Source organism: Arsenophonus sp. aPb, assembly GCF_029873475.1.
Classification (GTDB): Bacteria; Pseudomonadota; Gammaproteobacteria; order Enterobacterales; family Enterobacteriaceae; genus Arsenophonus.
Window position 1 is genome coordinate 546,961 of the sequence record NZ_CP123499.1, and the last position, 24,077, is coordinate 571,037.

Consider the following 24,077-nt stretch of genomic DNA (forward strand, 5'->3'; position numbering starts at 1 on the left):
GGGCATTAATAAGTGAGTATTTATTTAATGTATTTGTGGAACATTCATCGGATTAATAATTGTATCCGGTGAGGTTGATAATGTTTTGCCTAAGCTATTATTTAAACGGATTAAATCGCTTTCATTTAACGTCCCGCGGGCATATTGGATTTTCAGATCATTAATCAGATAGTCATAACGTGCATTAGCTAGATTCTGCTTTGCCTGAAAAAGGGTTGTTGTTGCGTTCAACACGTCCACGATAGTTCGGGTGCCGACTTGATAGCCTGCTTCCATCGCATCTAACGAACTTTGTGCTGAAATGACTAATTGCTGGTATGCTTTGATGCTACTAATAGAAGAAATAACATTATTATAGGAAGAGCGTACTATCTGAATAACATTGCGATAAGTACTTTCAAGCTGTTCGCTGGCACTAATATAACCATACTGCGCTTGCTCAACACGTGAGTTAGTTCTGCCACCGGTATATAACGGCACGCTTAACGTTAGTCCAACGCTATTTTGGCCAGTATAGCTAGGGCCATTTCTGTTCAATATTTGCTGATTAGCACTACCGTGATAATGGGTGTTATTAACGCCCGTTGACGCTTCTAAACCAAGGGTAGGTAAATGTCCTGACTGTTCATAGCGAATATTTTCTCGCGACAGATCTTGTGATAAACGTGCGCTGAGTAAACTTAAGTTGCGCGTTTCAGCATCTTTTAATAGTTTTTCTACTCGAGCAGGTGTTTGCGTGCGGAAGTGATCAATATTTAAAGCGGCTAATTGGCTGTAATAGATGCCGCTAACTTGGCGTAACTTTTCCAGCGCATTTTCTAATTGATTACGGCTCGATACTTCCTGCGCCAATACGCTATCATAATTAGCACGGGCGTTTTGTACATCAGTAATAGCCACTAATCCTACGTTAAAACGTTGTGTTGTTTGATCTAACTGGCGATAAACGGCTTTTTTCTGAGCTTCAATATAGTCTAATAAGTCAATTGCGCGTAACACGTCAAAATAAGCTGTGGCAGTATCAAGAATTAATTTTTGTTGATTAGTTTGATAAGTAACATCAGCAATACCGGCGGTTTTTTCTTGTATGTCTAACTGTTGCCATTTTGACATATCAAAGATAGTTTGGGTGAGTTTAAGATTGGCACCAAGTTGGTTGTTTTCCGTGTCACGGTTATCACGATAACCGCTATTATAGGTGAAATTTGCACCTAAACCTAATTGCGGAAGTAAAGGACTTCGTGCTTCATTAATTTTTTCAAATGCTTGGTTACGTTCTGCTAACGATTTACGTAAATCTGGATTACTTTCTTTTGCTTTCTGATAGACTTGCAATAAATTTTCAGCTTGCCCAGAGGCGCTTAGTCCCATTAGGCTAATGGTGATAAAAAGAGAGATAAATTTTTTCATTCTTATTCCTTGATTATGCAATTTATTATGCAATTTTTTGCTTTAGTTATCTCAGAAAAACATGAATACCGCTAATTTTAGCAGAATATGTCATTATTCCATGGTAGCTGTTTGTGCCATCTATCATGTTAAATCTGGTCGATGTTACATTATTTATAAGTTAATTTCCTTAAAAAACGTTATATAAGTCTCACTTTTTTGTCAGTTAATGCATATAAATTCAGAGAGTTTCTATGAGTGATAAAAAAAATTTACCCTTCAAGTTTAGCCAAAATGATGTGGAAATTACGGCTAAGTTCGATCTTTATAATGGTTTTTTTCGTTTTGTAGAATACCGCTTTCGCCATAAGTTATTTAATGGGGGTTGGAGCAAGGAAATTCGGCGTGAAGTTTTGGAACGGGGCAATGCAGGCGTTATTTTACCCTATGATCCTTGTCTTGATAAAGTTGTGTTAGTCGAACAAGTACGGCTTCCAGCGATTGAAACTAGCAAAACACCGTGGTTGTTAGAAGCTATTGCTGGCATGGTAGAACAAAATGAAAGCTTAGAACAGCTAGTTCGTCGCGAAGCTAAAGAAGAAGCGGGTATTACCATTTTGCGTTGTCATTATGCACTAAGTTATCTTACCAGCCCAGGTGGCACTACTGAGCGTATTTATGTTCATATCGGTGAAATTAATGCAACAGTAATCAAACCGGGAAGTGTACATGGATTAAGCAGTGAAAATGAAGATATTCGTGTTCATGTTGTTAGTCGCGAACAAGCTTATCAATGGGTAGAATTAGGGGTAATTGATAATGCGGCTACTGTAATCGCAATACAGTGGTTACAATTAAATTATCTTAGGTTGAAAAATAATTGGTTGAATAACTTAAAATAACTACTTATTCATAATATAAAAAAGAAGTGTGTATCAGCCGACAGTTATTGATAAAGTATTAATGTTAAAATAACGTATAAAGTAGGTAGAAACTAAGGAAAATGCTTGGATAGTCTGTTCAAATTTACAACAAAGCAAAAAAGTCTGGTGAGGATCTTGCAAATTACCGATACTCACCTTTTTGCTAATGTTGATGATACTCTACTTGGTGTCAATACTTTTGCAAGTTTTCATGCAGTGATTGATGCAATTTTAGCCCGCGATGAAAATGTTGACCTGGTTGTCGCTACCGGTGATTTGGCCCAAGATCAATCCGCACAAGCCTATCAGCATTTTGCAGAAGGGATCAAGCGGTTGTCTGCTCCTTGTGTTTGGTTACCGGGCAATCATGATTATCAACCGGCAATGGTAGCTACTTTAGCGAAAGCAGGAATTTTACCCTCTAAACAAGTGCTAATTAATGATAATTGGCAAATCCTTATGTTGGACAGCCAAATACAAGGGGCTGTACATGGAAAATTATCCAAACAACAGTTGTTGTGGATGAAAAGCTGTTTTGATGCCTACACGGAGCGTAGTCATTTACTGATGTTACATCATCATCCTTTACCATCGGGTTGTACCTGGCTTGATCAACATTGCTTGCGTAATTCTCATATTTTGGCTGACTATTTAAAGCAATATCAACAAATTAAAGCGATCTTATGTGGCCATATTCATCAGGAAATAGATGAATATTGGCAAGGAGTTCGCATGATGGCAACACCATCAACCTGTATCCAATTTAAACCTCATTGTACTAATTTTACATTAGATAGCATGGCACCGGGCTGGCGTTATCTTAATCTCTCAAGCAATGATGCCGGTGAAAATGTGTTGAATAGCCAAGTTTTCAGATTGGATAGTGATAAATTTCGCCCAGATTTGGATTCAGGCGGTTATTAATGTCAAAATTAATTTATATTCATGGTTTTAATAGTTCCCCTTTATCACAGAAAGCAAATAACTTAAAAATTTGGTTACAGCGACAACACCCAGAAGTGCATATGCTGATACCCCAACTTCCTTGTTATCCGGCAGCAGCAATTGAGTTTTTACAGAATCTCGTAACAGCCCATGCGGGAGAGCCGATTGGGTTGTTAGGTTCTTCCTTGGGGGGGTATTTTGCTATTTGGTTATCGCAGAAATTTAATTTACCTGCTGTTATTGTCAATCCAGCTGTACGTCCCTTTGATTTGTTTCAACAGTATTTAGGTGAGCAAGTCAATCCTTACACAAACGAACGCTACATTTTGCAACCCCATCATTTAAATGAACTACAAAAGATACAAATTAAGGTATTAACAGCGCCTGATTTAATTTGGTTATTACAACAAACAGGTGATGAAATATTGGACTATCGTCAAGCTGTTACCTATCTTATGGAGTGTAAGCAAACAATAGAGTCAGGAGGTAACCATGCTTTTGTTGGATTTGACTACTATTTTCCACAAATTATGCGTTTTTTAGCTTTGGCAAAGACAAAATAAGTAAAAAATTATCCAAAATAGCTGAATGACTGTTATTATCATCAGTATCTCAGCATTTATTTGCCTAATTAATCGTCAATTACCGCAGAAAATAATATGACTCAATCTAATTATAATGCAGAGGCAATCGAGGTCCTCAGTGGTTTAGAACCTGTACGTCGTCGGCCAGGAATGTACACTGATACCTCTCGACCAAATCACCTGGCTCAGGAAGTCATTGATAATAGTGTCGATGAGGCGCTTGCCGGTTATGCTAAACGTATCGATGTCATCCTGTATGAAGATCAGTCGCTGGAAGTGATTGATGATGGCCGAGGTATGCCTGTTGATATTCATCCCGAAAAGAAAGTACCTGCTGTAGAGCTGATTTTGGGGCAGTTACATGCCGGGGGAAAATTTTCTAATAAAAATTATCAATTTTCTGGCGGACTACATGGTGTTGGTATTTCCGTAGTGAATGCGTTATCAAAACGTATTGAAGTAACCGTCAGTCGTGATAGCCAAATATACCGAATTGCTTTTGAAAATGGTGAAAAAGTCCAGGAACTTGAGGTAATTGGTAGTTGCGCTAAACGGACAACCGGTACTGGTGTGCGTTTTTGGCCAGATAGCCACTTTTTTGACAACCCACGTTTTTCTATTTCGCGTTTAGTGCATGTATTAAAAGCTAAAGCTGTGCTATGTCCTGGTGTTGAAATCATCTTTAAGGATAAAATAAATAATACTGAGCAGACATGGCGTTATAACGATGGCTTGACCGACTACCTAATGGAGGCAGTGAACGGTTTAGTTACTTTACCGGAAAAAGCGTTTGTTGGTAATTTTGCCGGCCAATTAGAAATGGTCGATTGGGCATTGCTTTGGTTACCAGAGGGTGGGGAACTATTAACCGAGAGTTATGTTAACCTTATTCCAACTGCACAGGGTGGTACCCATGTTAATGGATTACGTCAAGGTTTACTGGATGCGATGAGAGAGTTTTGTGAATACCGTAATTTACTTCCTCGCGGTGTGAAATTGACTGGTGATGATATTTGGGAACGCTGTGCTTATGTCCTATCAGTTAAAATGCAAGATCCACAATTTGCCGGCCAGACTAAAGAACGTCTTTCTTCTCGCCAGAGCGCTGCCTTTGTTTCCGGCGTAGTAAAAGATGCTTTTAGTTTGTGGTTAAACCAAAATGTTCAAGAAGCTGAGCAATTAGCGGAGCTCACCATCTCTAGTGCGCAAAGGCGTCTACGCGCAGCGAAGAAAGTTGTGCGTAAAAAACTGACCAGTGGGCCTGCGTTACCCGGTAAATTAGCAGATTGTACTTCTCAAGATCTTAATTTCACTGAGCTATTTTTAGTTGAGGGTGATTCAGCCGGGGGATCGGCTAAGCAAGCTCGTGATCGTGAATATCAGGCGATTATGCCGTTAAGAGGGAAAATACTGAATACTTGGGAAGTTTCTTCCGATGAGGTTTTAGCTTCACAGGAAGTCCATGATATCTCAGTGGCTATTGGTATTGATCCAGACAGCAATGATCTTAGCCAGCTCCGTTACGGTAAAATTTGTGTTCTTGCCGATGCAGATTCCGATGGGTTGCATATTGCAACATTACTCTGCGCACTTTTTGTTCGTCACTTTCCCGCTTTAGTCAAAGCAGGACATATTTATATTGCTATGCCACCTTTATACCGTATTGATTTAGGTAAAGAAGTCTATTATGCCCTTGATGAAGGCGAAAAAGCGGCTGTTCTCGATAGGCTCAGCTATAAGCGCGGCAAACCGAATGTCCAGCGGTTTAAAGGGTTAGGCGAAATGAATCCGACTCAATTACGTGAAACCACACTTGATCCTAATACACGCCGCTTAGTTCAACTCATTATTAATGATGATAATTATCAAGAAACACTCGCGATGATGGATATGTTATTGGCGAAAAAACGGGCAGAAGATCGTCGAAATTGGTTACAAAATAAAGGCGATGCGATAGAAATTGAAGTGTAATCGACACTGTTAACCAAAGACTAAGGAATCAAATGAATGAGTGAGATAACTCACGATGGTGTAGAACAGCAACCACTTTATACCTTTACCGAAAATGCCTATCTCAATTATTCCATGTACGTCATCATGGACAGAGCATTGCCATTTATTGGCGATGGGTTAAAACCTGTTCAACGCCGAATTGTTTATGCCATGTCTGAGCTTGGTTTGAACAATGCGGCTAAATACAAAAAATCAGCACGTACAGTCGGTGATGTATTGGGGAAATATCATCCACATGGTGATAGCGCTTGTTATGAAGCTATGGTGTTGATGGCACAACCGTTTTCCTATCGTTATCCATTAGTTGATGGACAGGGAAACTGGGGAGCACCGGATGATCCTAAATCCTTTGCTGCTATGCGTTACACTGAATCAAGATTGTCAAAATATGCTGAAACGCTACTCAGTGAATTAGGATTAGGAACGGTAGCCTGGACGCCTAACTTTGATGGAACATTAACTGAACCCAAAACACTACCGGCAAGATTACCCAATATTCTGTTAAATGGTACGACTGGGATTGCGGTTGGTATGGCAACCGATATTCCACCGCATAATGCGCATGAGGTAGCAAGCGCATTAGTTGCTTTACTGGAAAATCCAAAAGCCGATCTTAACATGTTGATGGACTTTATTCCTGCGCCTGATTATCCAACAGAAGCAGAAATTATTTCATCAAAAGAAGATATTCAAAAAATTTACCAAACAGGCCGTGGTTCTATTCGGTTACGCGCTGTTTGGGAAATAGATGATGGTCATGCTGTTATTACTGCCCTGCCTCATCAGGTTTCAGGTGCTAAAGTGTTAGAGCAGATTGCCTCACAAATGCGCGCCAAAAAATTACCGATGGTAGAAGATCTTCGTGATGAGTCAGATCATGAAAACCCGACACGTTTAGTGATTGTACCAAGAAGTAATCGGATTGATTTAGAACAAGTGATGACCCATCTATTTGCTACGACGGATCTAGAAAGAAGCTATCGGGTCAATTTGAATATGATTGGCTTGGATAATCGTCCAGCAGTTAAAGGACTGGTTGAAATTTTAAATGAATGGTTATTATTTCGACGGGAAACCGTACGTAACCGCTTAAATCATCGTTTAGAAAAAGTATTAAAACGCTTACATATCCTTGAGGGTTTATTAATAGCTTATCTGAATATAGATGAGGTTATTCATATTATCCGTAATGAAGATGAGCCTAAAGCCGTATTGGTGGCTCGTTTTGCTCTTTCAGAAACCCAGGCTGAATCTATCCTGGAATTGAAATTGCGTCATTTGGCTAAACTAGAGGAGTTTAAATTACGTGGCGAGCAGGATGAGTTAGCGAAAGAGCGTGATCAACTACAAGCTATTTTGGCTTCTGAGCGTCGTTTAAACACCTTAATCAAGAAAGAAATTGAAACGGATGCACAGACTTATGGTGATGATAGGCGCTCACCGCTTAAGGAGCGTATTGAAGCAAAAGCCATGAATGAGCATGATATTTTGCCTTCAGAGCCGGTTACTATTGTCCTTTCTGTTATGGGATGGGTGAGAAGCGCAAAAGGTCATGATATTGATCCGACTAATCTTAATTATAAAGCGGGAGATGGTTTCCGTAGTGCAGCAAGAGGTAAAACTAATCAACCGGTTGTCTTTCTTGATAGCACGGGGCGTAGTTATTCACTCGATCCGCTTGATCTTCCTTCTGCAAGAGGGCAGGGAGAACCCCTTACCGGCAAATTGGCGTTACCGCTTGGTGCAACGATTGAACATGTATTGACCGCCGCTGAAGAGCAAAAATATTTGTTGGCATCGGATGCGGGTTATGGATTTATCTGCACCTTTAGTGATTTAGTGGCAAAAAATAAAGCAGGTAAGGCATTAATTACCTTACCGAATAATGCTAAGGTACTGGCACCATTAGAAGTCAATAATGAACAGCAAGATTTATTATTGGCAATTACTAAAGCGGGCAGAATGCTGATATTTCCTGTTAGTGATCTCCCTCAGCTTTCTAAAGGAAAAGGTAATAAAATTATTAATATTTCAGCGGCTCAATCAGCCAGCGGAGATGATTTACTAGTTTGGTTAATGTTTTTGCAGCCTCAGTCTTCAATTACGCTCTATTTTGGCAAACGAAAACTGAAATTAAATCCAGAAGATTTGCAAAAATATCGTGCTGAACGAGGTCGTAAAGGTTCTGCATTACCTCGTGGATTACAGAGTATTGAGCGTATAGAAGTAACTCCTCCTAGTAATGGCTAATCTTCGATTGTTTTTATAGGTGTGTGAAGTAACTTATTACTTGAGGTAAATATGTTAGCTATTGTTCGTATCATTATTGTGATCCTTTTTACGATATTGGTTTGCGTGTTAGGTTGTTTTTATTGCTTATTAAATCCAAGAAATCCAAGCCATGTTATGCGCTTTGGCCGGCTGTTTGGTAAATTATCTTATGTTTTTGGTATTACTATTATTAGTCGAGTGCCTGCTGAAGCTAAAGATTACGGTCCCAGTATCTATATCGGCAATCATCAAAATAACTATGATATGGTGACGATGTCAAATGCAGTACAGCCAAATACCGTTACTGTTGGAAAAAAGAGTTTAGTATTTATCCCTTTTTTCGGTCCGCTATATTGGTTGGCTGGTAACATTCTCATTGATAGGGCTAACCGAACTAAAGCGCACAATACTATTTCACAGGTTGTTCAACAGATCAAAAAAAGAAAAATTTCGGTTTGGATGTTTCCTGAAGGAACTCGTAGTCGTGGTCGAGGGTTATTGCCATTTAAAACCGGTGCATTTTATGCCGCAATTGCAGCGGGTGTTCCGATAGTACCGGTCTGTTTATCGGCAACAGAAGGGCGTATTAAACTAAATCGTTGGAATAATGGAGTAGTGATTGTCGAAATGTTACCGCCTATTGACACAACAAAGTATAATCGGGAAAACGTGCGTGAATTGGCAGATTATTGCCATGATTTATTTAAAGCTAAAATTGCAGAATTAAATAAAGAAGTAGCAGAAATAGAGCAAAAAATGAAATAAAATTGAAGTTCATTTTTCAAGTAAATTAGTTTCTAAATTGTAATATTTAACAATATATTAATATTTGGCGTTGTAGCAATCTATCGTCTTAATTGAATAGAGTTATCAAATAATTGTGATAACACAATTACATACGGATAGTAAAATAAGGATCTTTCCTTGATGAACAATGAATGGCGCTAGCTTATTAATGATTTTGTGGAGAGGCTATGTCACTAAGTCGGCGTCAATTTCTTAAGCTATCAAGTATAGCGATGAGTGTTTCTATGCTTCCTGCTGCGGCTAGAGCAGAAAAAAATGCAGGATACCCATTATTACCAATCCCGCCTTTATTAGAATCTCATTTTGGTCAACCGCTGTTTCTAACGTTGAAAAAATCTTATTGGTCTTTTGATGGTAGCCATCGCACTATGACGATTGGTTGCAATGGTTATTATTTGGGGCCAACCATTCGAGTAGAAACGGGTAGCGATTTGAAATTGGTATATAGTAATCGACTTTCTGAAGAAGTTGCTATGACAGTAAGTGGGTTACAAGTTCCAGGTACTCAAATTGGTGGGGCAGCCCGATTAATGTCACCCAATGTTGATTGGTCGCCGGTATTGCCAATCCGTCAACCGGCAGCGACCTGTTGGTATCATGCTAATACACCTGGCAAAATGGCAAGACAAATTCATGATGGCTTGTTTGGCATGTGGATTGTGTCAGATAAAACCAGTAAGAATTTAAATATCCCTAATCATTACGGTGTTGATGATTTTCCTATTATTATACAAGATAAACGGTTAGATAGTTTTGGAAAGCCACACTATAAAGCGACAGCGGAAGGTTTTTTAGGTGATACCTTATTAGTTAATGGTGTACAAGAACCGTATATTAAAGTTGCTCGCGGCTGGATCCGCTTACGGTTACTTAATGCATCAAATTCAAGGCGCTATATATTGGAAATCAGTGATAAGAGGCCATTTTATCTGATAGGCAGCGATCAAGGGCTACTACCTGCTCCTATGAGTATCGAAAGATTACCCATGGCGCCTGGCGAGCGTAGAGAAGTGTTAATTGATATGTCCAAAACAGAGTTATTGACAATAACGGCCGGAAGAGCGGCAGGTATTATGGATCGTATTAAAGGACTATTTGAACCGTCAACTTTATTAAATTCGACCAAAGTTTTAACCATCTGTTCTTCAGGGTTATTATCATTAGTAACTGATCATTTACCAGAGACACTGGTTAATGATACTAGCCAAATCACGTCGACTATTCGTAATCGTGAAGTGACCCTTAGCAAACCTTTTGGCATTAATGGTATGATGCGGGATGTAAATCGTATTGACTTAATCACTCAGCAGGGAGCATGGGAACGCTGGATAGTAAAAGCACATGAGCCTCAAGCATTTCATATTGAAGGTGTTCGTTTCAAAGTTATTAATCATAATGGTGTTGTACCAGGCCCAGAGGATTATGGCTGGAAAGATACAGTTTGGATAAATGGATACAGTGAATTATTAGTTAATATGCTACAGCCGTCTTATGATCATTTTCCTTTTTTGTATTTTAGTCAAAATTTAGAGAAAGCGGATAAAGGCTCAGCTGCGCAGATGGTGATCAACCCATCAGCTTAATTTATTTCTATAATATAGAATATTTTTGTAGCTGATTAATAAAAAAGTAATTGTATTATTTTATGTTTTTATTATTTCGATTGTTATTTATTATTTAAAATTATCTATATAATAGTAATTAATCATTTGATAATTTTTATAAAAATGTAGATTTATCGAAGAGTGATTGGATTTATTAAATGTAAAATCCAATTTTCTATTATGCCAATATGGTGACCTAATGAATATTAGTTTAATCGCAGCAATGGCGGCGGATCAGGTGATTGGTTTGGAAAATAACATGCCATGGGTGTTATCCGGTGATTTAGCCTGGTTTAAGCGTAATACGTTAAATAAGCCAGTTATAATGGGACGTATAACTTACGAAGCGATAGGTAAACCTTTACCTCAACGTTTGAATATTATTCTTAGTCAAACACATTCGAGTAATGATAAAGGCGTTGTTTGGGTTAACTCAGTTGATGAGGCACTAGCCGCAGCTGGAGAAGCAGACGAAATAATGATTATAGGTGGGGGAAAAATTTATGAATTATTCTTACCTCAGGCAAATCGTCTTTATTTAACGCATGTAGATGCGGAAGTGATTGGTGATACCTATTTTCCTGTTTATGAGCCTGATGAGTGGGATTCAGTATTTACTGAATACCATGAAGCAGATGAAAAAAATTCTCATAATTATTGTTTTGAGATATTAGAACGTCGCTCATAAAGCTAAGTGAAACTACTAATGGTAATAAAAAAATCGAAGGCTAATACTTCGGTTTTTTATTATTAATTTGAATTAGGTGATGTTAAATATATAAATAAAAATTAAATTTGTATTATTAATTAAATAATTTAAGTCAAATAATTATAAATACTGATTTATTTAAATAGGCTTATAACCATTATTTTAGTAATATTAAAACAAAATTAATTAGTTTATTACTTAGTTATTCTATTATCTGCTGTTTGGCAGCAAGTATAGTGTTAGTTATTTTTTTGTAAATGCGGGCTGGTTAAAATACTTTTGGTCTTCCCAGCGTAGTAAAGTCAGTTTACCTCCCCAGCAACAACCGGTATCAAGAGCATAAATCCCTTTAGGCGTTCCTTTCCCTTCTAGGGAAGCCCAATGACCAAAAATAATGGCATATTCTGGCGGTATTTTTCGCGGCAGATCAAACCAAGGCTTTAAAGGTGGAGGGGTATTTTCAGGTTTATTTTTCCAGGACATATTTAACTGACCGTCAGGAAAACAATAGCGCATGCGGGTTAGGACATTGGTACTAAAACGTAAACGGGATAATCCTGTTAGGTTGGGTGACCAGTTGTTCGGCATATCGCCATACATAGAGTCGATAAATAAAGGATAGCTATCACTACTAAGAATAGCCTCTACTTCTCTAGCACACATCTGAGCTGTTGCTAAGTCCCATTGCGGTGTTATCCCAGCATGTACCATGATGATTTTTTTCTTATTATCTACTTGTAATAAAGGTTGACGTCGTAACCAATTAACTAATTCATTAGCATCAGGGGCTGTCAGTAATTTTTTCAGTTTATCTTTGGGTTTATTATGGCTAATGTTGGCATATACACCGATAAGATGCAGATCATGATTACCTAGAACCATTCTGACGGATGCGCCTAATGTTTTAATATAACGTAAAACTTTGAGAGAATCCGAACCGCGGGCGACTAGATCACCTGTGAGCCATAAAACATCTTTTTGTGGCTCAAATTTTACTTGTTTAAGAAGTGCTCTAAGTTCACGATAACAACCGTGAATATCTCCGATAAGATAAGTAGCCATAATTAATTTATAAGTGTTGGAATAGCAAGACGAAAGACTGGGATATCAACATAAAAGTTTTTACCATTATTATCTAACATTACATAATGGCCTTCCATCGTTCCCATTGGCGTTTCTATAATAGCGCCACTTGTATAACGATATTCGGCGCTGGGTTGAATGATAGGTTGTTCTCCTACGACACCCTGGCCTTGTACTTCGGTACGTTTACCATCACTATTGGTAATTAACCAATAGCGACTTATTAGTTGTACCGGTGAACGGCCAAGATTGCGAATAGAAATTGTATAGGCAAAAACAAACCGGGCTTCTTCTGGTAAAGATTGATTTTCAATATAGACACTTTGAACTTGTATGCAGATGTTAGGTTCATTTAACATAGTGCCCCCAAAGTTTATCACTATTAGATCGTGGTTTTAGCCAATTTGCAGGCTAAATTACAATAATTTTCTACTGAGATATTTTCAGCGCGACAGTTTGGATCAATACCTAATTGTTCAAAATCCTGCACGCTAAATAAATCACTTAAACTATTACGAATAGTCTTACGTCGTTGATTAAATGCCTGGGTAGTAATACGGCTTAATAATTTGACATCACAAATAGGGTAAGGGTTTCGTTGATGAGGAATTAAACGCACAACAGCTGAATCCACTTTTGGCGCTGGTGTAAAAGCCGAAGGTGGTACGGCTAAGATAGGGATTATCTGACAATAATATTGCGCCATAACGCTAAGACGACCATATGTTTTAGTATTTGGTCCTGCGACTAAGCGATTGACAACCTCTTTTTGTAGCATAAAGTTCATGTCAGCGATAGCATTAGTATATGTAAAAAGATGGAACATTAAAGGGGTTGAAATATTGTAAGGAAGGTTACCGAACACTCTAAGGGGTTGACCTTTTTCTTTCGCTATTGCGCCAAAATCGATCGTCATTGCATCGTCTTGTATAATTGTTAGTTTAGCACTAAGTGCAGGATGTGCAGCTAAACGAGCAGCAAGATCACGATCTAACTCTACTACGGTCATATTCTCTATGTGCTCACTGACAGGTAATGTCAGAGCGCCTAAACCAGGACCAATTTCAACAATAGCTTGATCAGGTTTTGGGTTAAAAGCAGTAACCATATTGTCAATAATAAATGGGTCAGTTAAAAAATTTTGCCCAAAGCGCTTACGGGCAAAGTGCCCTTGATGGATTCGTTTATTCATTGTTATTTTGTATCATGCTAATAGCTAATTTTAAGGCAGTTATAAAACTGTTTGCATTTGCTTGCCCACTTCCTGCCAGCTCGATGGCTGTACCATGGTCAACCGATGTACGGATAAAGGGTAAGCCTAAAGTAATGTTCACCGCATGACCAAAACCCTGATATTTTAGCACAGGTAGACCTTGATCATGATACATCGCTAAGATTGCATCAGCTTGGTTCAGATATTTTGGTTGAAAAAGGGTATCTGCCGGGAAAGGGCCATAAAGTTGCAATCCTTCATGGCACAATTTCTTGATAACTGGGATAATAGTATCGATTTCTTCATGTCCCATATGCCCGCCTTCTCCGGCATGTGGATTTAATCCACAGATATAAATAGCGGGTGTTTTAATGCCAAATTTAGATTTTAACTCGTTATTTAAAATATAAATAACTTGTTCTAGGCTCTCGAAAGTAATGGCATCAGCAACCTGTTTGAGCGGTAAATGGGTTGTTGTAAGCGCAACACGTAATGTTTCTGTCGCTAACATCATGACCACTTTTGGCGTTTTACTTCTGTCCGCAAAAAATTCGGTATGACCGGTAAAAGGAATGCCTGCATCATTGATAATTCCTTTATGGACAGGGCCGGTAACTAATGCTGAAAATTCACCGGTCATACAGCCATCACATGCGCGGCTAAGTGTTTCTATTACATAAGTGCTATTTTGTTTATTTAGTTGGCCTGCTTTCACCGGTGTGGGTAATTTTATTGGTAAAACCGTCAATGTCTTGGCAGCTTGGCCGTTATTTGGTGATTCAGGTGAATAGATAGTTAATTCTAGTTCTAAACCCAGTTGATTAGCTCGAGTTATTAGCAGATCTGGATCAGCACAAGCAACTAATCTAACTGGCCAATTTTGTTGAGCGAGTTCGATCAAAAGATCAGGACCTACCCCGGCCGGTTCACCCGGGGTGAGAACGATAGTGTTAGTTATTTTTCCCATAAAAATTACTGTGCATCACTATCATTAAGAATTTTTACATAGGCAGATGCGCGTAGCTCTTGCATCCAAATTTGTGCTTCTTCATTAAATTTACGATTGAATAACAGACGGTAGGCATGATCTTTTTGTGCTACATCGGTTTTATCAACTTGGCGAGTATCTTCCAACTGAATAAGATGCCAACCAAAAGAAGAGTGGATTGGCTGACTTATTTCCCCTTTACTTAACCGCATTAAACCATCACGAAATGCTGGATCATAAACATTAGGCATATTCCAACCAAGTTCACCACCTCGTAACGCAGAACCAGGATCTTGTGAGTATTTTTTAGCTGCTTCGGCAAAAGTTATTTGACCCGTTTTAATTTGCTGCGCAATTTGTTGTATTTTTGCGTGCGCTTGTTCGCTATTCATAATAGGTGAGAGCTTAATAAGAATATGGCGAGCTTTTACTTCGGTGACTGAAATGGGCATATTGCCACGTTGTATATCATTAAGTTTTAAGATATGAAATCCGACACTAGAACGTATAGGTCCAATGATGTCACCTTTTTTCGCATGCTGAACTTGTTGAGCAAAAACGGTTGGCAATTCTTCAGCCTTACTCCAGCCCATTTGCCCACCTTTTAAGGCATTAGGGTCGGCAGAGTAAGTAATGGCCAGTTTACCAAAATCAGCACCTTGCTTTAATTGAGCAATAATTTTATTTACTGTATCCATTGCTGATTGACTTTGTGCATTAGTTGGATTTTCTGGTAATGGGATTAAAATATGGCTTAAGTTTACATTAGCATCCTGGCCAGCTTGCGAATTTAATTGGGCAGCCAATGAATCGACTTCTTGCGGCAAGATAGTGATCCGCCGACGAACCTCATTATTACGTACTTCTGCGATCATCATTTCTCTACGAACATCGCTACGGTAATTTTGTAAATTGATGCCATCCATCGACAATCGTTGCTGCAATTGGCCGATAGTCAACCCATTTTGTGCTGCAATATTGGCGATAGTAACATCTATGGCTTGATCAGGGATTTGAATCTGCATTTTTTCGGCTATTTGCATAATAATTTTGTCTATAATCAAGCGTTCTAATATTTGGTGACGTAATGCATTTTCATCGGGAATTTGTTGCCCTGCATTTCTGGCGTTTATTCTCACTATATCTAACATACCATCTACGTCACTTTGTAGCACAACCCCATCGTTAACGATAGCAGTCACTTTATCCAATTGTTGTGGCGCTGCTAGTGTGGCGGTACTGACTGAGAACAACAAGCCAATAATCAGTTTTCTCCAATAATTCATAAAATTCTCATTTTGTTCGATTATATTACGGTTTTATCCTATTTCAGGATTCTTCTATTTGCTAGATGAAAATATCAATTTTATTAGAAGGCTCGTTGATAAGGTAAAATACCACTAGCAAGCATATCCTGACTTCCCAAATTATGATTATTATTTAGGCCTTTTAGTTCCACATTGATTGACCATCGATTATCATAGTCACTACTGAAGTTTTGTTGTTGCCATCCCACAATTTTACGCTCATAGCCCATATTAATTGACCAGCAGCAAGTACTATATTGTAAACCGATTAATCGACTCGCGGGTTGGTTTTCTTTCAAATCATAATAGTATGAGCCGACAAAGCCCCACTGATCACCTAAAGGCCAACTCACTACTGCCCCTATTTGGGAAATTCCTTTTTGAAAGGCTGGCGCATTTTTGACAGTTGCTTGAATATAATCGCGATCGACGAAACGATAATTCAGCTGCACTAAGCGATCTGAATCTAGACGATATTCTGTTATCACATTACCCATAGTAATATCACCCAGACGTCTATCATACTGGAGTCCGCCACGTAATCCCCAGTTATCAGTTAGTCGTAAATAAGCATCGCCCGCCCATAATAGTGAGCCAGTATTACTTTTATCTTCAATAGGTAAATCAGAATCTTCAGTTCTTGGACGTTCAAAATAGTATATTTGCCCGACAGAAAAATTAAACCGTTCAGTTAATTCTTCATCATAAATACGCGTAGTAATACCAGTCGTCAATTGGTTAGCTGAAGCGATACGATCAAGTCCACTATAGATGCGGTTACGGAATAAACCGTTATAGTCAGCCTGTAATAAGGATGAATCATAGTTATTAATATCACTTTGATCGCGATAAGGCACGTAAAGATATTGAACCCGAGGTTCTAACGTTTGTACATAATTGCTATTTATCAATAGGTCGCGTTCAAAAACCAGTTTTGCATCCGAAGTTAGCGAGGGTAAAATACGAGTAACCTGTTTTTTCAGATTGCTATTAGCCAGGTTGGCAGGGATATCTTGATCATAATAGGTCGCCATCACTTTTACAGTATTGTTAATACTTGCCCAATCATTAGATAATGGCAGATTAAGTTCTGGTTCGATATGTAACCGGGTGGCATCCGGATTATTGGCTCCAACACTAGTAATACGCGCTGCTTGAGCATAAGTTTTTAGATCAAATGGCCCCAAATCATTTTTATAATAATTAAGGTCTAATTGAGGTTCCGTTTTATAGGCTTTACTATTAGGGGAATCAACAAAAACCTGAAATTGTTTATGGGTTAAGGTTGCATTCCAGTTTGGTTGTGCATAACCGACACTGAATTTTTGGGTGGCATAACCGTCAGTACTGTTACCATATTTAGAAGTAAAATCGGTGAAATATTTTGAATCACTAACTTTTGTATAATCAATATTAAAACGCCATACCTGATCAAGTACGCCAGAATGACCCCAATATAACAACCAGCGATCATCACTATCACGAGCGGGATATTTGCCACTATTTTTATCTTTAATATAGCTGCGATCGTGCTTTAGCCAATCAACGGCAAGTGTACCGGCTCCAGCAATAGTCAGATAACGAAATTCATTATTCAGTTTTACGCCACGAAAGGTCATAAATTGGGGTGTAATAGTGGCATCGTAATTAGGTGCAATATTCCAGTAAAAGGGCAGCGCGAAATCTAATCCTGAACCTTTAGAATAACTACCATTAGGTAATAAAAAACCGGAACGACGCTTGTTGCCAATAGGTAATTGTAAATAAGGGCTATAAAAAACCGGCACATTAGCAATACGAAAGCGTGCATTCCATATTTCGGCAACTTCTTCTTCGCGATCTAAAATAACTTCTGAGCCAACAACACTCCAGCTATCATTACCAGGGAGGCAAGCAGTAAACATACCTTTTTCTAAAATGGTATAGCGATTTTCACCGCGCAATTTCATTTTATTTGCATAACCCCGACCCTGTCGGCCTACCATTAAATAGTCACCCTTTTCAACATCGGTATCTTTATTATTTAGATTTGACCATGCTTTAGGCCCTTTTAGAATAATTTGTGGATCATCATAATGTACATTTCCGGTTGCCACTACCGTACGCACAGGGTTTTGGCTTGTTGTTGCTGTTTGGGTCAACTTAACTTCATCGGCGGTAAGGGTCTGGTTACCTTGTTGAATATCTACATTGCCTTTATACTCGATGAAATGAGGATATTCACCAGCCACATCTTTTGCGGTGATATGGACGGGTAGATCATTGGGATTACCTTTCACGATGGGTTTAGTATATACCGGTACCCCTAGCATGCATTGTTCTGTTAGATCAGCATGGGCCTGTTGGCTATGAATAGCTATCCAAATCATGGTAGCAAGTAGTGTCGGGTGACTTTTTTTCATCATTCTGTATGTAGTTCCTTCATCGATATTATCGTGTAGGCAAAAGTTCAACAATTAACGTACTTAACTGTTCTTGTCTGTATAAAACCATCAGCTATATATTTCAGGTTATTAGGCACAGAGTAGAATGAGTAGTATGATAATGCAAAATTATACTCAGGGCATTGGGGAATTGAGAAGTTTATGCGGTATTGGGGAAAAATTATTGGTGTAATGTTGGGGATCATGTCTGGCACTCATATTTGGGGTGTTATCATCGGTTTCATTATCGGTCATGCCTATGATAAAGCATCAGAACAGCAAAATTTAGAGAAAACAGGCGCTAAACAGAACCGTCAGGCACTTTTTTTCGTCAGCACATTTCAAATTTTAGGCCATTTGACTAAAGCAAAAGGCCGAGTCACTGAAGTTGATATTAAACTAGCAACAAACCTGATGGATAGAATGCAATTGCATGGTGATGCCAGAATTTCAGCGCAAAATTCTTTTAGAGAAGGCAAGGAGCAAAATTTTCCTCTAAGGGATACACTGAAGAAATTACGTCGAGCTTGTTTTGGTCGATTTGATCTTATTCAGATGTTTCTGGAAATTCAAATACAAGCTGCTTTTGCTGATGGCGCTTTACATCCTAATGAGCGAAAAGTGTTGTTTATTATTGCCGAAGAGCTAGGTATTTCACATAATCAGTTTGAACAATTCTTACATATGATGGAAGGCGGCCGAAGGTTTGAGCATAGTAGTAACTCTTCTTATGGTTCCAATCGTTACCGACATACTGCTCAAGGACCAACATTAGCGGATGCTTGTAAGTTATTAGGTGTGCAACCTAATGATGAACAAACCAAAATTAAACGTGCTTATCGCAAATTAATGGCTGAACATCATCCAGATAAATTAGTTGCGAAAGGATTACCACCAGAAATGATGGAAATTGCTAAGCAAAAAACACAATCAATTCAAGCTGCTTATGATTTGATCAAAAAAGAACGTCACTTCAAATAATTTATAGTGTTAAACGTTAGTTGAATAAGTGTTCCAGCTGTTAAAAATCTGCTTTACAAGTGAAGTGGATAGGTGATCTATAAATGGGGTGAGTAATGTAAAGCTCTTCTGCATGTAATTGTAGACGTGAAGAGAGTATTAGCGCCGCTTGATGGGCATAAAATCGATCACCAATAATAGGATGGCCGAGTGAAAGTAAATGAACACGTAATTGGTGGGAACGACCTGTAATCGGAATAAGTTTAACCAGCGTTGTTTGTTCTTCGTAAGCTAACACCTCGTATTTAGTTTGTGCTTGTTTGCCGCTTGTAAAACACACTTTTTGTTTAGGTCGATTTGGCCAATCGCAGATCAGTGGCAGATCGATAAGTCCTTTTTTATTGGTAATGTGACCCCAAACTCTTGCCTGATAGATTTTTTCTGGTTCTCTTTCGCGGAATTGACGTTTTAACTCTTTTTCTGCGGTTTTATTCAATGCCACGACCATAATTCCGCTGGTTGCCATATCAAGACGATGAACAGATTCAGCGGTTGGAAAATCCGCCTGAACCCGTGTCATAATACTATCTTTATGTTCGGCCGCTTTACCTGGTACTGATAGCAAACCACTAGGTTTGTTAACCACAATAATATGCTGATCTTGATAAAGAACATGCAGCCAGGGATCGGTAGGCGGATTGTAAAACATATCAGTTGCTCCAACGTGGCCAGAAACTTTATTGTTTCTGGCAATAAATAATTACTGATGGGTAACAATCACCAGGCGTATAGCATCTAATCGCCAATTAGCTTGCTCAATATTAAGCAATAGTTGTTGGCGTTCATGCTCAATAGCGCTTAATTCATCAGGGCGAATATTCGGATTGACAGATTTTAATGCCTCTAATCGCGAATACTCTAATGATAATGTTTTATCCGCTTGCGCTTTTGCTTCGGCAATCAATATACTTGCTTCTTTTTCTATCATGGTGTTAGAAAGTTGGAGTATATTATGCACCTCTTTTTGTACGGCATTTACTAACTTACTACCCGTATGTCGATTGACTGTATTTAGCTGACGGTTAAAACTTTCAAATTCAACTTGCTTAGCAAGATCATTGCCTTTTAAATCCATTAGGATACGGATCGGTGTTGGGGGTAAAAAGCGAGTAACTTGTAGATTTTTGGGTGCTTGTGCTTCAACAACATAAATCAATTCAGTAAGCAGTGTTCCGACCGGTAAGGTTTTATTTTTCAATAGTGACACCGCACAACTGCCAATTTCGCCTGAAAGGATCAAATCCATTCCATTACGAATAATGGGGTGTTCCCAGCTAATAAATTGGGTATCTTCTCTCGAAAGTGCTTGAGTACGATCGAAGGTAATAGTACAACCATCTTGAGGCAAGCCAGGAAAATCAGGTATCAACATATGTTCAGCAGGCGTAAGAACGATCAGATTATCGCTACGATCCTCTTGGTTAATACCAATGATATCAAACAAATTTAATGAAAAATTAATTAAATCGATACTATTATCTTGTTTTGCAATTTGATCAGCTAATATTTGTCCAGCTTTGCCGCCATTAGAATTCATTTCTAATAAACGATCACGTCCTTGCTCTAATTGGGTTTTCAGTTGGTTATGTTTTGCTCGGCAAGACTTAATAAAATCCTCAAAGTTATCAAGCAGGGTAGGATTAGCCAAATACTCAATCAGTTGCGGATAATATTTATCATAAATAGCGCGTCCAGTTGGACAAGTATACTCAAAGGCATCAAGCCCCTCATGATACCAACGTAGCAAAATAGCTTGGGCAGTATTTTCAAGGTAAGTTACACTAATTTGGATATCTCGGTTTTGGCCGATACGATCCAGGCGACCAATTCTTTGCTCAAGTAAATCAGGATTAAAAGGTAAGTCAAACATAACTAACTGGTTGGCGAATTGGAAATTACGTCCTTCAGAACCAATTTCAGAGCACAGTAATACCTGAGCGCCTTGTTCCTGGGAGGCAAAATAGGCTGCTGCCCGATCCCGTTCCAGTAATGTTAGATTTTCATGAAAAACGGCTGCTCTGATCGCTTCCTTTTCTCTTAGTACCTGCTCCAATTGTATGGCAGTCGTCGCTTGAGAGCAGATAACTAAAACTTTTTCTTGCCGATGAGTTGTTAAGAACTGCTTAAGCCATTCAACTCGGGGATCAAAATTCCACCAAGTTGCATTTTCACCTTCGAATGTCTGATAAATTTGCTCAGGGTAGAGCATCTCCTGAGCTCTGAAATCAATGGATTTCTTAGCATTCATTATGCCAGCAACTTTAATTGCTGTTTGGTACTGTGGGGGTAACGGTAATTTAATAGCATGTAATTCACGCCGAGGGAAGCCTTTAACACCATTACGGGTATTGCGAAATAGTAAACGACTCGTTCCATGACGATCCATCAACATGTTAATCAATTCCCAACGTGCTTTTTCACTTTCTTCATTATCACTGTTACTGGCTTTAAGCAGGGGCTCAATATCTTGCTCTTTAATTAATTCTGTCAGTAAATTTTGCTGCTTATTATTTAATTTTTCACCAGAAAGCAACAAACTAACGGCTTCGGCAACAGGACTATAATTTTGTTGTTCTTCAATAAAGTGTTGATAGCTATGAAAGCGATTAGGATCCAGTAAACGCAGACGAGCAAAATGGCTCTCTTGCCCCAGTTGTTCTGGAGTTGCGGTTAATAACAGCACAGAAGGAATTTGTTGAGCGAGTGTGTCGATAGCTTGGTACTCACGGCTAGGCGACTCTTCACTCCATACCAGGTGATGGGCTTCATCAACAACCATCATATCCCAACTGGCTTCAAGTAGATGATCAAAACGTTTTTTATTGCGGCGAACGAAATCAAGCGAACAAATAACCAACTGCTCTGTTTCAAAAGGATTCTCACTATCGTGTAAGGATTCGGTATAACGGCTGTCATCAAACAGTGAAAAATGCAAATTAAAACGGCGCAGCATTTCGACTAACCATTGGTGTTGCAAACTTTCAGGTACAATAATCAAGACCCGTTCAATACGCCCAGCAAGTAGTTGTTGATGGATGATCATTCCTGCTTCAATGGTTTTGCCTAACCCAACTTCATCTGCTAACAAAACGCGTGGATGATGACGTTTACCCACTTCATGAGCAATATAAAGTTGGTGGGGGATCAAATTGGCACGAATACCTCTTAGTCCACCGGTTTGGTGACCAAATTGTTGGTATTGGAAACGCAAGGCGCGAAAGCGTAATGCAAAACGATCCATTCGATCAAGTTGACCGGCAAACAAGCGATCTTGTGGTTTATTAAATGTTAATTTGCTATCAAGAAACACTTCGCGCAGACTGACATTTTTTTCATCGGAATCGATACGAGTTCCTGTATAGACAAGTACTCCCTCGTCTTGTTGTACATTGTCAATTTTCAGCTGCCAGCCTTCGTGGCTGGTGATCAGATCGCCTTCATTAAACATAACGCGTGTAATTGGTGCATCCTGTATGGAATAAAGGCGATTTTCTCCGCTTGCGGGGAAAAGTAATGTAACCATGCGGTTGTCAATAGCCACCACGGTACCTAATCCAAGTTCACTTTCTGTATCGCTTATCCAGCGTTGACCAAGAATAAATGGCATAAATTTTAACTCAGTTTATCCGTATGTTTGAGAAAATTATGGGTTGTTCGTTTTGCAGAAAGTAAATTATATTAATCATAAAATAATATCTTACTCTCTTTTTGAAAGGACTGTATATTAATAAATGCGGTGCCAATAGTCACCTATAAAAATGCTTTTTGATAAGATATTATCATTTATTTGTGCTGTATCAGAGAATGTTAACGTATTAAGCAGATGAAAAAAAGAACAAATCACCATTTTTTATTATTCTGCATCCTACTGTTTTTGCCCATTAATTTATAATTAACTGGTATATAAAGCAAATTATATAGATGTTATGGCTAATTAAATATTGATAAAATAAAGTATAAAAAATAAAAATGCTATATAATGTGAAAGTCTATGTTGTGGTAAAATATTTTTATAGTATTTATTAAAATTATTGACATAAACCTTAAAACCCAACTTAATCTAATAAATATTAGTATAAATAATACATCAATATTAGATTAAGATTGGGTAGTTAATTAGCTTTTTTCCATAATCCGTGGAAAAATATAATTAATCGTCATTCTTTAAAAGCAAATTAAAGCGGAAGCCATCGACTCTTTCAAATTCTAGTTCAAGAGGCAGAGTATCTGAATTGACTTCAATTTGATTTTCAGTAGCATTATACTCAAAGTATGTAGCAGTGTTAAATTTAACTAAATTATATCTATCATAAATGACAAGATGAGCAACATGTTGCATACCATCATCAAGAATTTTACCTACTGTTACAAAATCTTTGTCTGAATCGATATACGCTGCTTCATCAATCCCGTGCACACGGATAAACGCACGGTAAGGAAAACCATCACCAGTTTTGTTTAAAAAACGAATGGCTAATTGTTCTTGATTATTTGACATATATAACCTCATTTATTGTTTGGTATATTAAAATTTGACTAATAAAATGCGCATTTATATTTCATATAAAACATGAACTACATTGCTTTAAGTGATATATAAAATCAAATTCAAAATTTAGCATTTTCATTATTAAATTTTGTTATTGTTTTTTTATTTTTATAGAAAAAATGGATTCTTATATAAAGTTTAAAATTAAATTTTATTCATGTGAAAATAAAGATAGAGATATAAAAGCAGGATGAAAATAATCATAAAATTAATGAAGTTATTATAATATTTTAAATTTTTAATTATTAT

At 38.1% G+C, this 24,077-nt stretch carries 19 protein-coding genes; 9 read left to right on the top strand and 10 right to left on the bottom strand.

Annotation, left to right across the window (positions count from 1 at the left end; translation table 11 throughout):
• Positions 1–24: 24 nt before the first annotated feature.
• On the bottom strand, positions 25–1,410 hold the full coding sequence (tolC, locus tag QE177_RS02345; RefSeq protein WP_280551155.1) for an outer membrane channel protein TolC: 1,386 nt from the start codon (positions 1,408–1,410) through the stop codon (positions 25–27).
• 233 nt (positions 1,411–1,643) lie between these two features.
• On the opposite strand from tolC, the gene nudF reads away from it, so the two are divergent.
• The 8 genes from nudF to folA all read left to right on the top strand — a co-directional run bounded on the left by nudF (position 1,644) and on the right by folA (position 11,224).
• Positions 1,644–2,291, top strand: coding sequence for an ADP-ribose diphosphatase (gene nudF, locus QE177_RS02350; RefSeq protein WP_280551156.1), 648 nt, complete (start codon positions 1,644–1,646; stop codon positions 2,289–2,291).
• A 105-nt stretch (positions 2,292–2,396) separates the two neighbouring features.
• The gene (gene cpdA, locus QE177_RS02355) at positions 2,397–3,236 is read left to right on the top strand and encodes a 3',5'-cyclic-AMP phosphodiesterase (protein WP_280551157.1); all 840 of its coding nucleotides are present in this window, start codon (positions 2,397–2,399) and stop codon (positions 3,234–3,236) included.
• Positions 3,236–3,820 carry an esterase YqiA gene (gene yqiA, locus QE177_RS02360; RefSeq protein ID WP_280551158.1) on the top strand — a complete coding sequence of 195 codons (585 nt, stop codon included), beginning with the start codon at positions 3,236–3,238 and terminating at the stop codon, positions 3,818–3,820. Before cpdA ends, yqiA begins: the two co-directional genes overlap by 1 nt.
• Positions 3,821–3,916: 96 nt before the next feature.
• Positions 3,917–5,812 (top strand): DNA topoisomerase IV subunit B, encoded by a 1,896-nt coding sequence (parE, locus tag QE177_RS02365; protein ID WP_280551159.1) that lies wholly within the window; start codon positions 3,917–3,919, stop codon positions 5,810–5,812.
• Positions 5,813–5,848: 36 nt separating this feature from the next.
• On the top strand, positions 5,849–8,104 hold the full coding sequence (gene parC / locus QE177_RS02370) for a DNA topoisomerase IV subunit A (RefSeq protein WP_280551160.1): 2,256 nt from the start codon (positions 5,849–5,851) through the stop codon (positions 8,102–8,104).
• Positions 8,105–8,155: 51 nt separating this feature from the next.
• Positions 8,156–8,890 (top strand): 1-acylglycerol-3-phosphate O-acyltransferase, encoded by a 735-nt coding sequence (locus QE177_RS02375; RefSeq protein WP_280551161.1) that lies wholly within the window; start codon positions 8,156–8,158, stop codon positions 8,888–8,890.
• Positions 8,891–9,099: 209 nt separating this feature from the next.
• Positions 9,100–10,515, top strand: a complete 1,416-nt coding sequence (gene ftsP / locus QE177_RS02380) for a cell division protein FtsP (RefSeq protein ID WP_280551162.1) — start codon at positions 9,100–9,102, stop codon at positions 10,513–10,515.
• 220 nt (positions 10,516–10,735) lie between these two features.
• Positions 10,736–11,224 (top strand): type 3 dihydrofolate reductase, encoded by a 489-nt coding sequence (gene folA, locus QE177_RS02385; RefSeq protein WP_280551163.1) that lies wholly within the window; start codon positions 10,736–10,738, stop codon positions 11,222–11,224.
• Positions 11,225–11,488: 264 nt separating this feature from the next.
• On the opposite strand, the gene apaH is transcribed toward folA, so the two are convergent.
• From apaH to lptD, 6 genes are all read right to left on the bottom strand, one after another.
• A complete protein-coding gene (apaH, locus tag QE177_RS02390) occupies positions 11,489–12,307 on the bottom strand; it encodes a bis(5'-nucleosyl)-tetraphosphatase (symmetrical) ApaH (protein WP_280551164.1) in 819 nt (272 codons plus the stop codon).
• Between the two features lie 2 nt (positions 12,308–12,309).
• Positions 12,310–12,687 carry a Co2+/Mg2+ efflux protein ApaG gene (gene apaG, locus QE177_RS02395; protein ID WP_280551165.1) on the bottom strand — a complete coding sequence of 126 codons (378 nt, stop codon included), beginning with the start codon at positions 12,685–12,687 and terminating at the stop codon, positions 12,310–12,312.
• A gap of 23 nt (positions 12,688–12,710) precedes the next feature.
• Positions 12,711–13,520, bottom strand: a complete 810-nt coding sequence (gene rsmA / locus QE177_RS02400) for a 16S rRNA (adenine(1518)-N(6)/adenine(1519)-N(6))-dimethyltransferase RsmA (protein ID WP_280551166.1) — start codon at positions 13,518–13,520, stop codon at positions 12,711–12,713.
• Positions 13,513–14,508 carry a 4-hydroxythreonine-4-phosphate dehydrogenase PdxA gene (gene pdxA, locus QE177_RS02405; RefSeq protein WP_280551167.1) on the bottom strand — a complete coding sequence of 332 codons (996 nt, stop codon included), beginning with the start codon at positions 14,506–14,508 and terminating at the stop codon, positions 13,513–13,515. Before pdxA ends, rsmA begins: the two co-directional genes overlap by 8 nt.
• Before the next feature lie 5 nt (positions 14,509–14,513).
• Positions 14,514–15,815: a peptidylprolyl isomerase SurA gene (surA, locus tag QE177_RS02410; RefSeq protein ID WP_280551168.1), complete on the bottom strand. Its 1,302-nt coding sequence runs from the start codon at positions 15,813–15,815 to the stop codon at positions 14,514–14,516.
• Positions 15,816–15,898: 83 nt separating this feature from the next.
• The gene (gene lptD / locus QE177_RS02415; protein ID WP_280552193.1) at positions 15,899–18,238 is read right to left on the bottom strand and encodes an LPS assembly protein LptD; all 2,340 of its coding nucleotides are present in this window, start codon (positions 18,236–18,238) and stop codon (positions 15,899–15,901) included.
• A 183-nt stretch (positions 18,239–18,421) separates the two neighbouring features.
• On the opposite strand from lptD, the gene djlA reads away from it, so the two are divergent.
• Positions 18,422–19,240 carry a co-chaperone DjlA gene (gene djlA, locus QE177_RS02420; protein ID WP_280551169.1) on the top strand — a complete coding sequence of 273 codons (819 nt, stop codon included), beginning with the start codon at positions 18,422–18,424 and terminating at the stop codon, positions 19,238–19,240.
• Between the two features lie 40 nt (positions 19,241–19,280).
• Here djlA and rluA read toward each other — a convergent pair whose 3' ends face one another.
• The 3 genes from rluA to QE177_RS02435 all read right to left on the bottom strand — a co-directional run bounded on the left by rluA (position 19,281) and on the right by QE177_RS02435 (position 23,777).
• Positions 19,281–19,928, bottom strand: a complete 648-nt coding sequence (gene rluA, locus QE177_RS02425; RefSeq protein WP_280551170.1) for a bifunctional tRNA pseudouridine(32) synthase/23S rRNA pseudouridine(746) synthase RluA — start codon at positions 19,926–19,928, stop codon at positions 19,281–19,283.
• 51 nt (positions 19,929–19,979) lie between these two features.
• Entirely contained in the window at positions 19,980–22,886 is a 2,907-nt protein-coding gene (rapA, locus tag QE177_RS02430) for an RNA polymerase-associated protein RapA (RefSeq protein ID WP_280551171.1), read from the bottom strand.
• A 543-nt stretch (positions 22,887–23,429) separates the two neighbouring features.
• Entirely contained in the window at positions 23,430–23,777 is a 348-nt protein-coding gene (locus QE177_RS02435; protein ID WP_280551172.1) for a hypothetical protein, read from the bottom strand.
• Between the last annotated feature and the right edge of the window lie 300 nt (positions 23,778–24,077).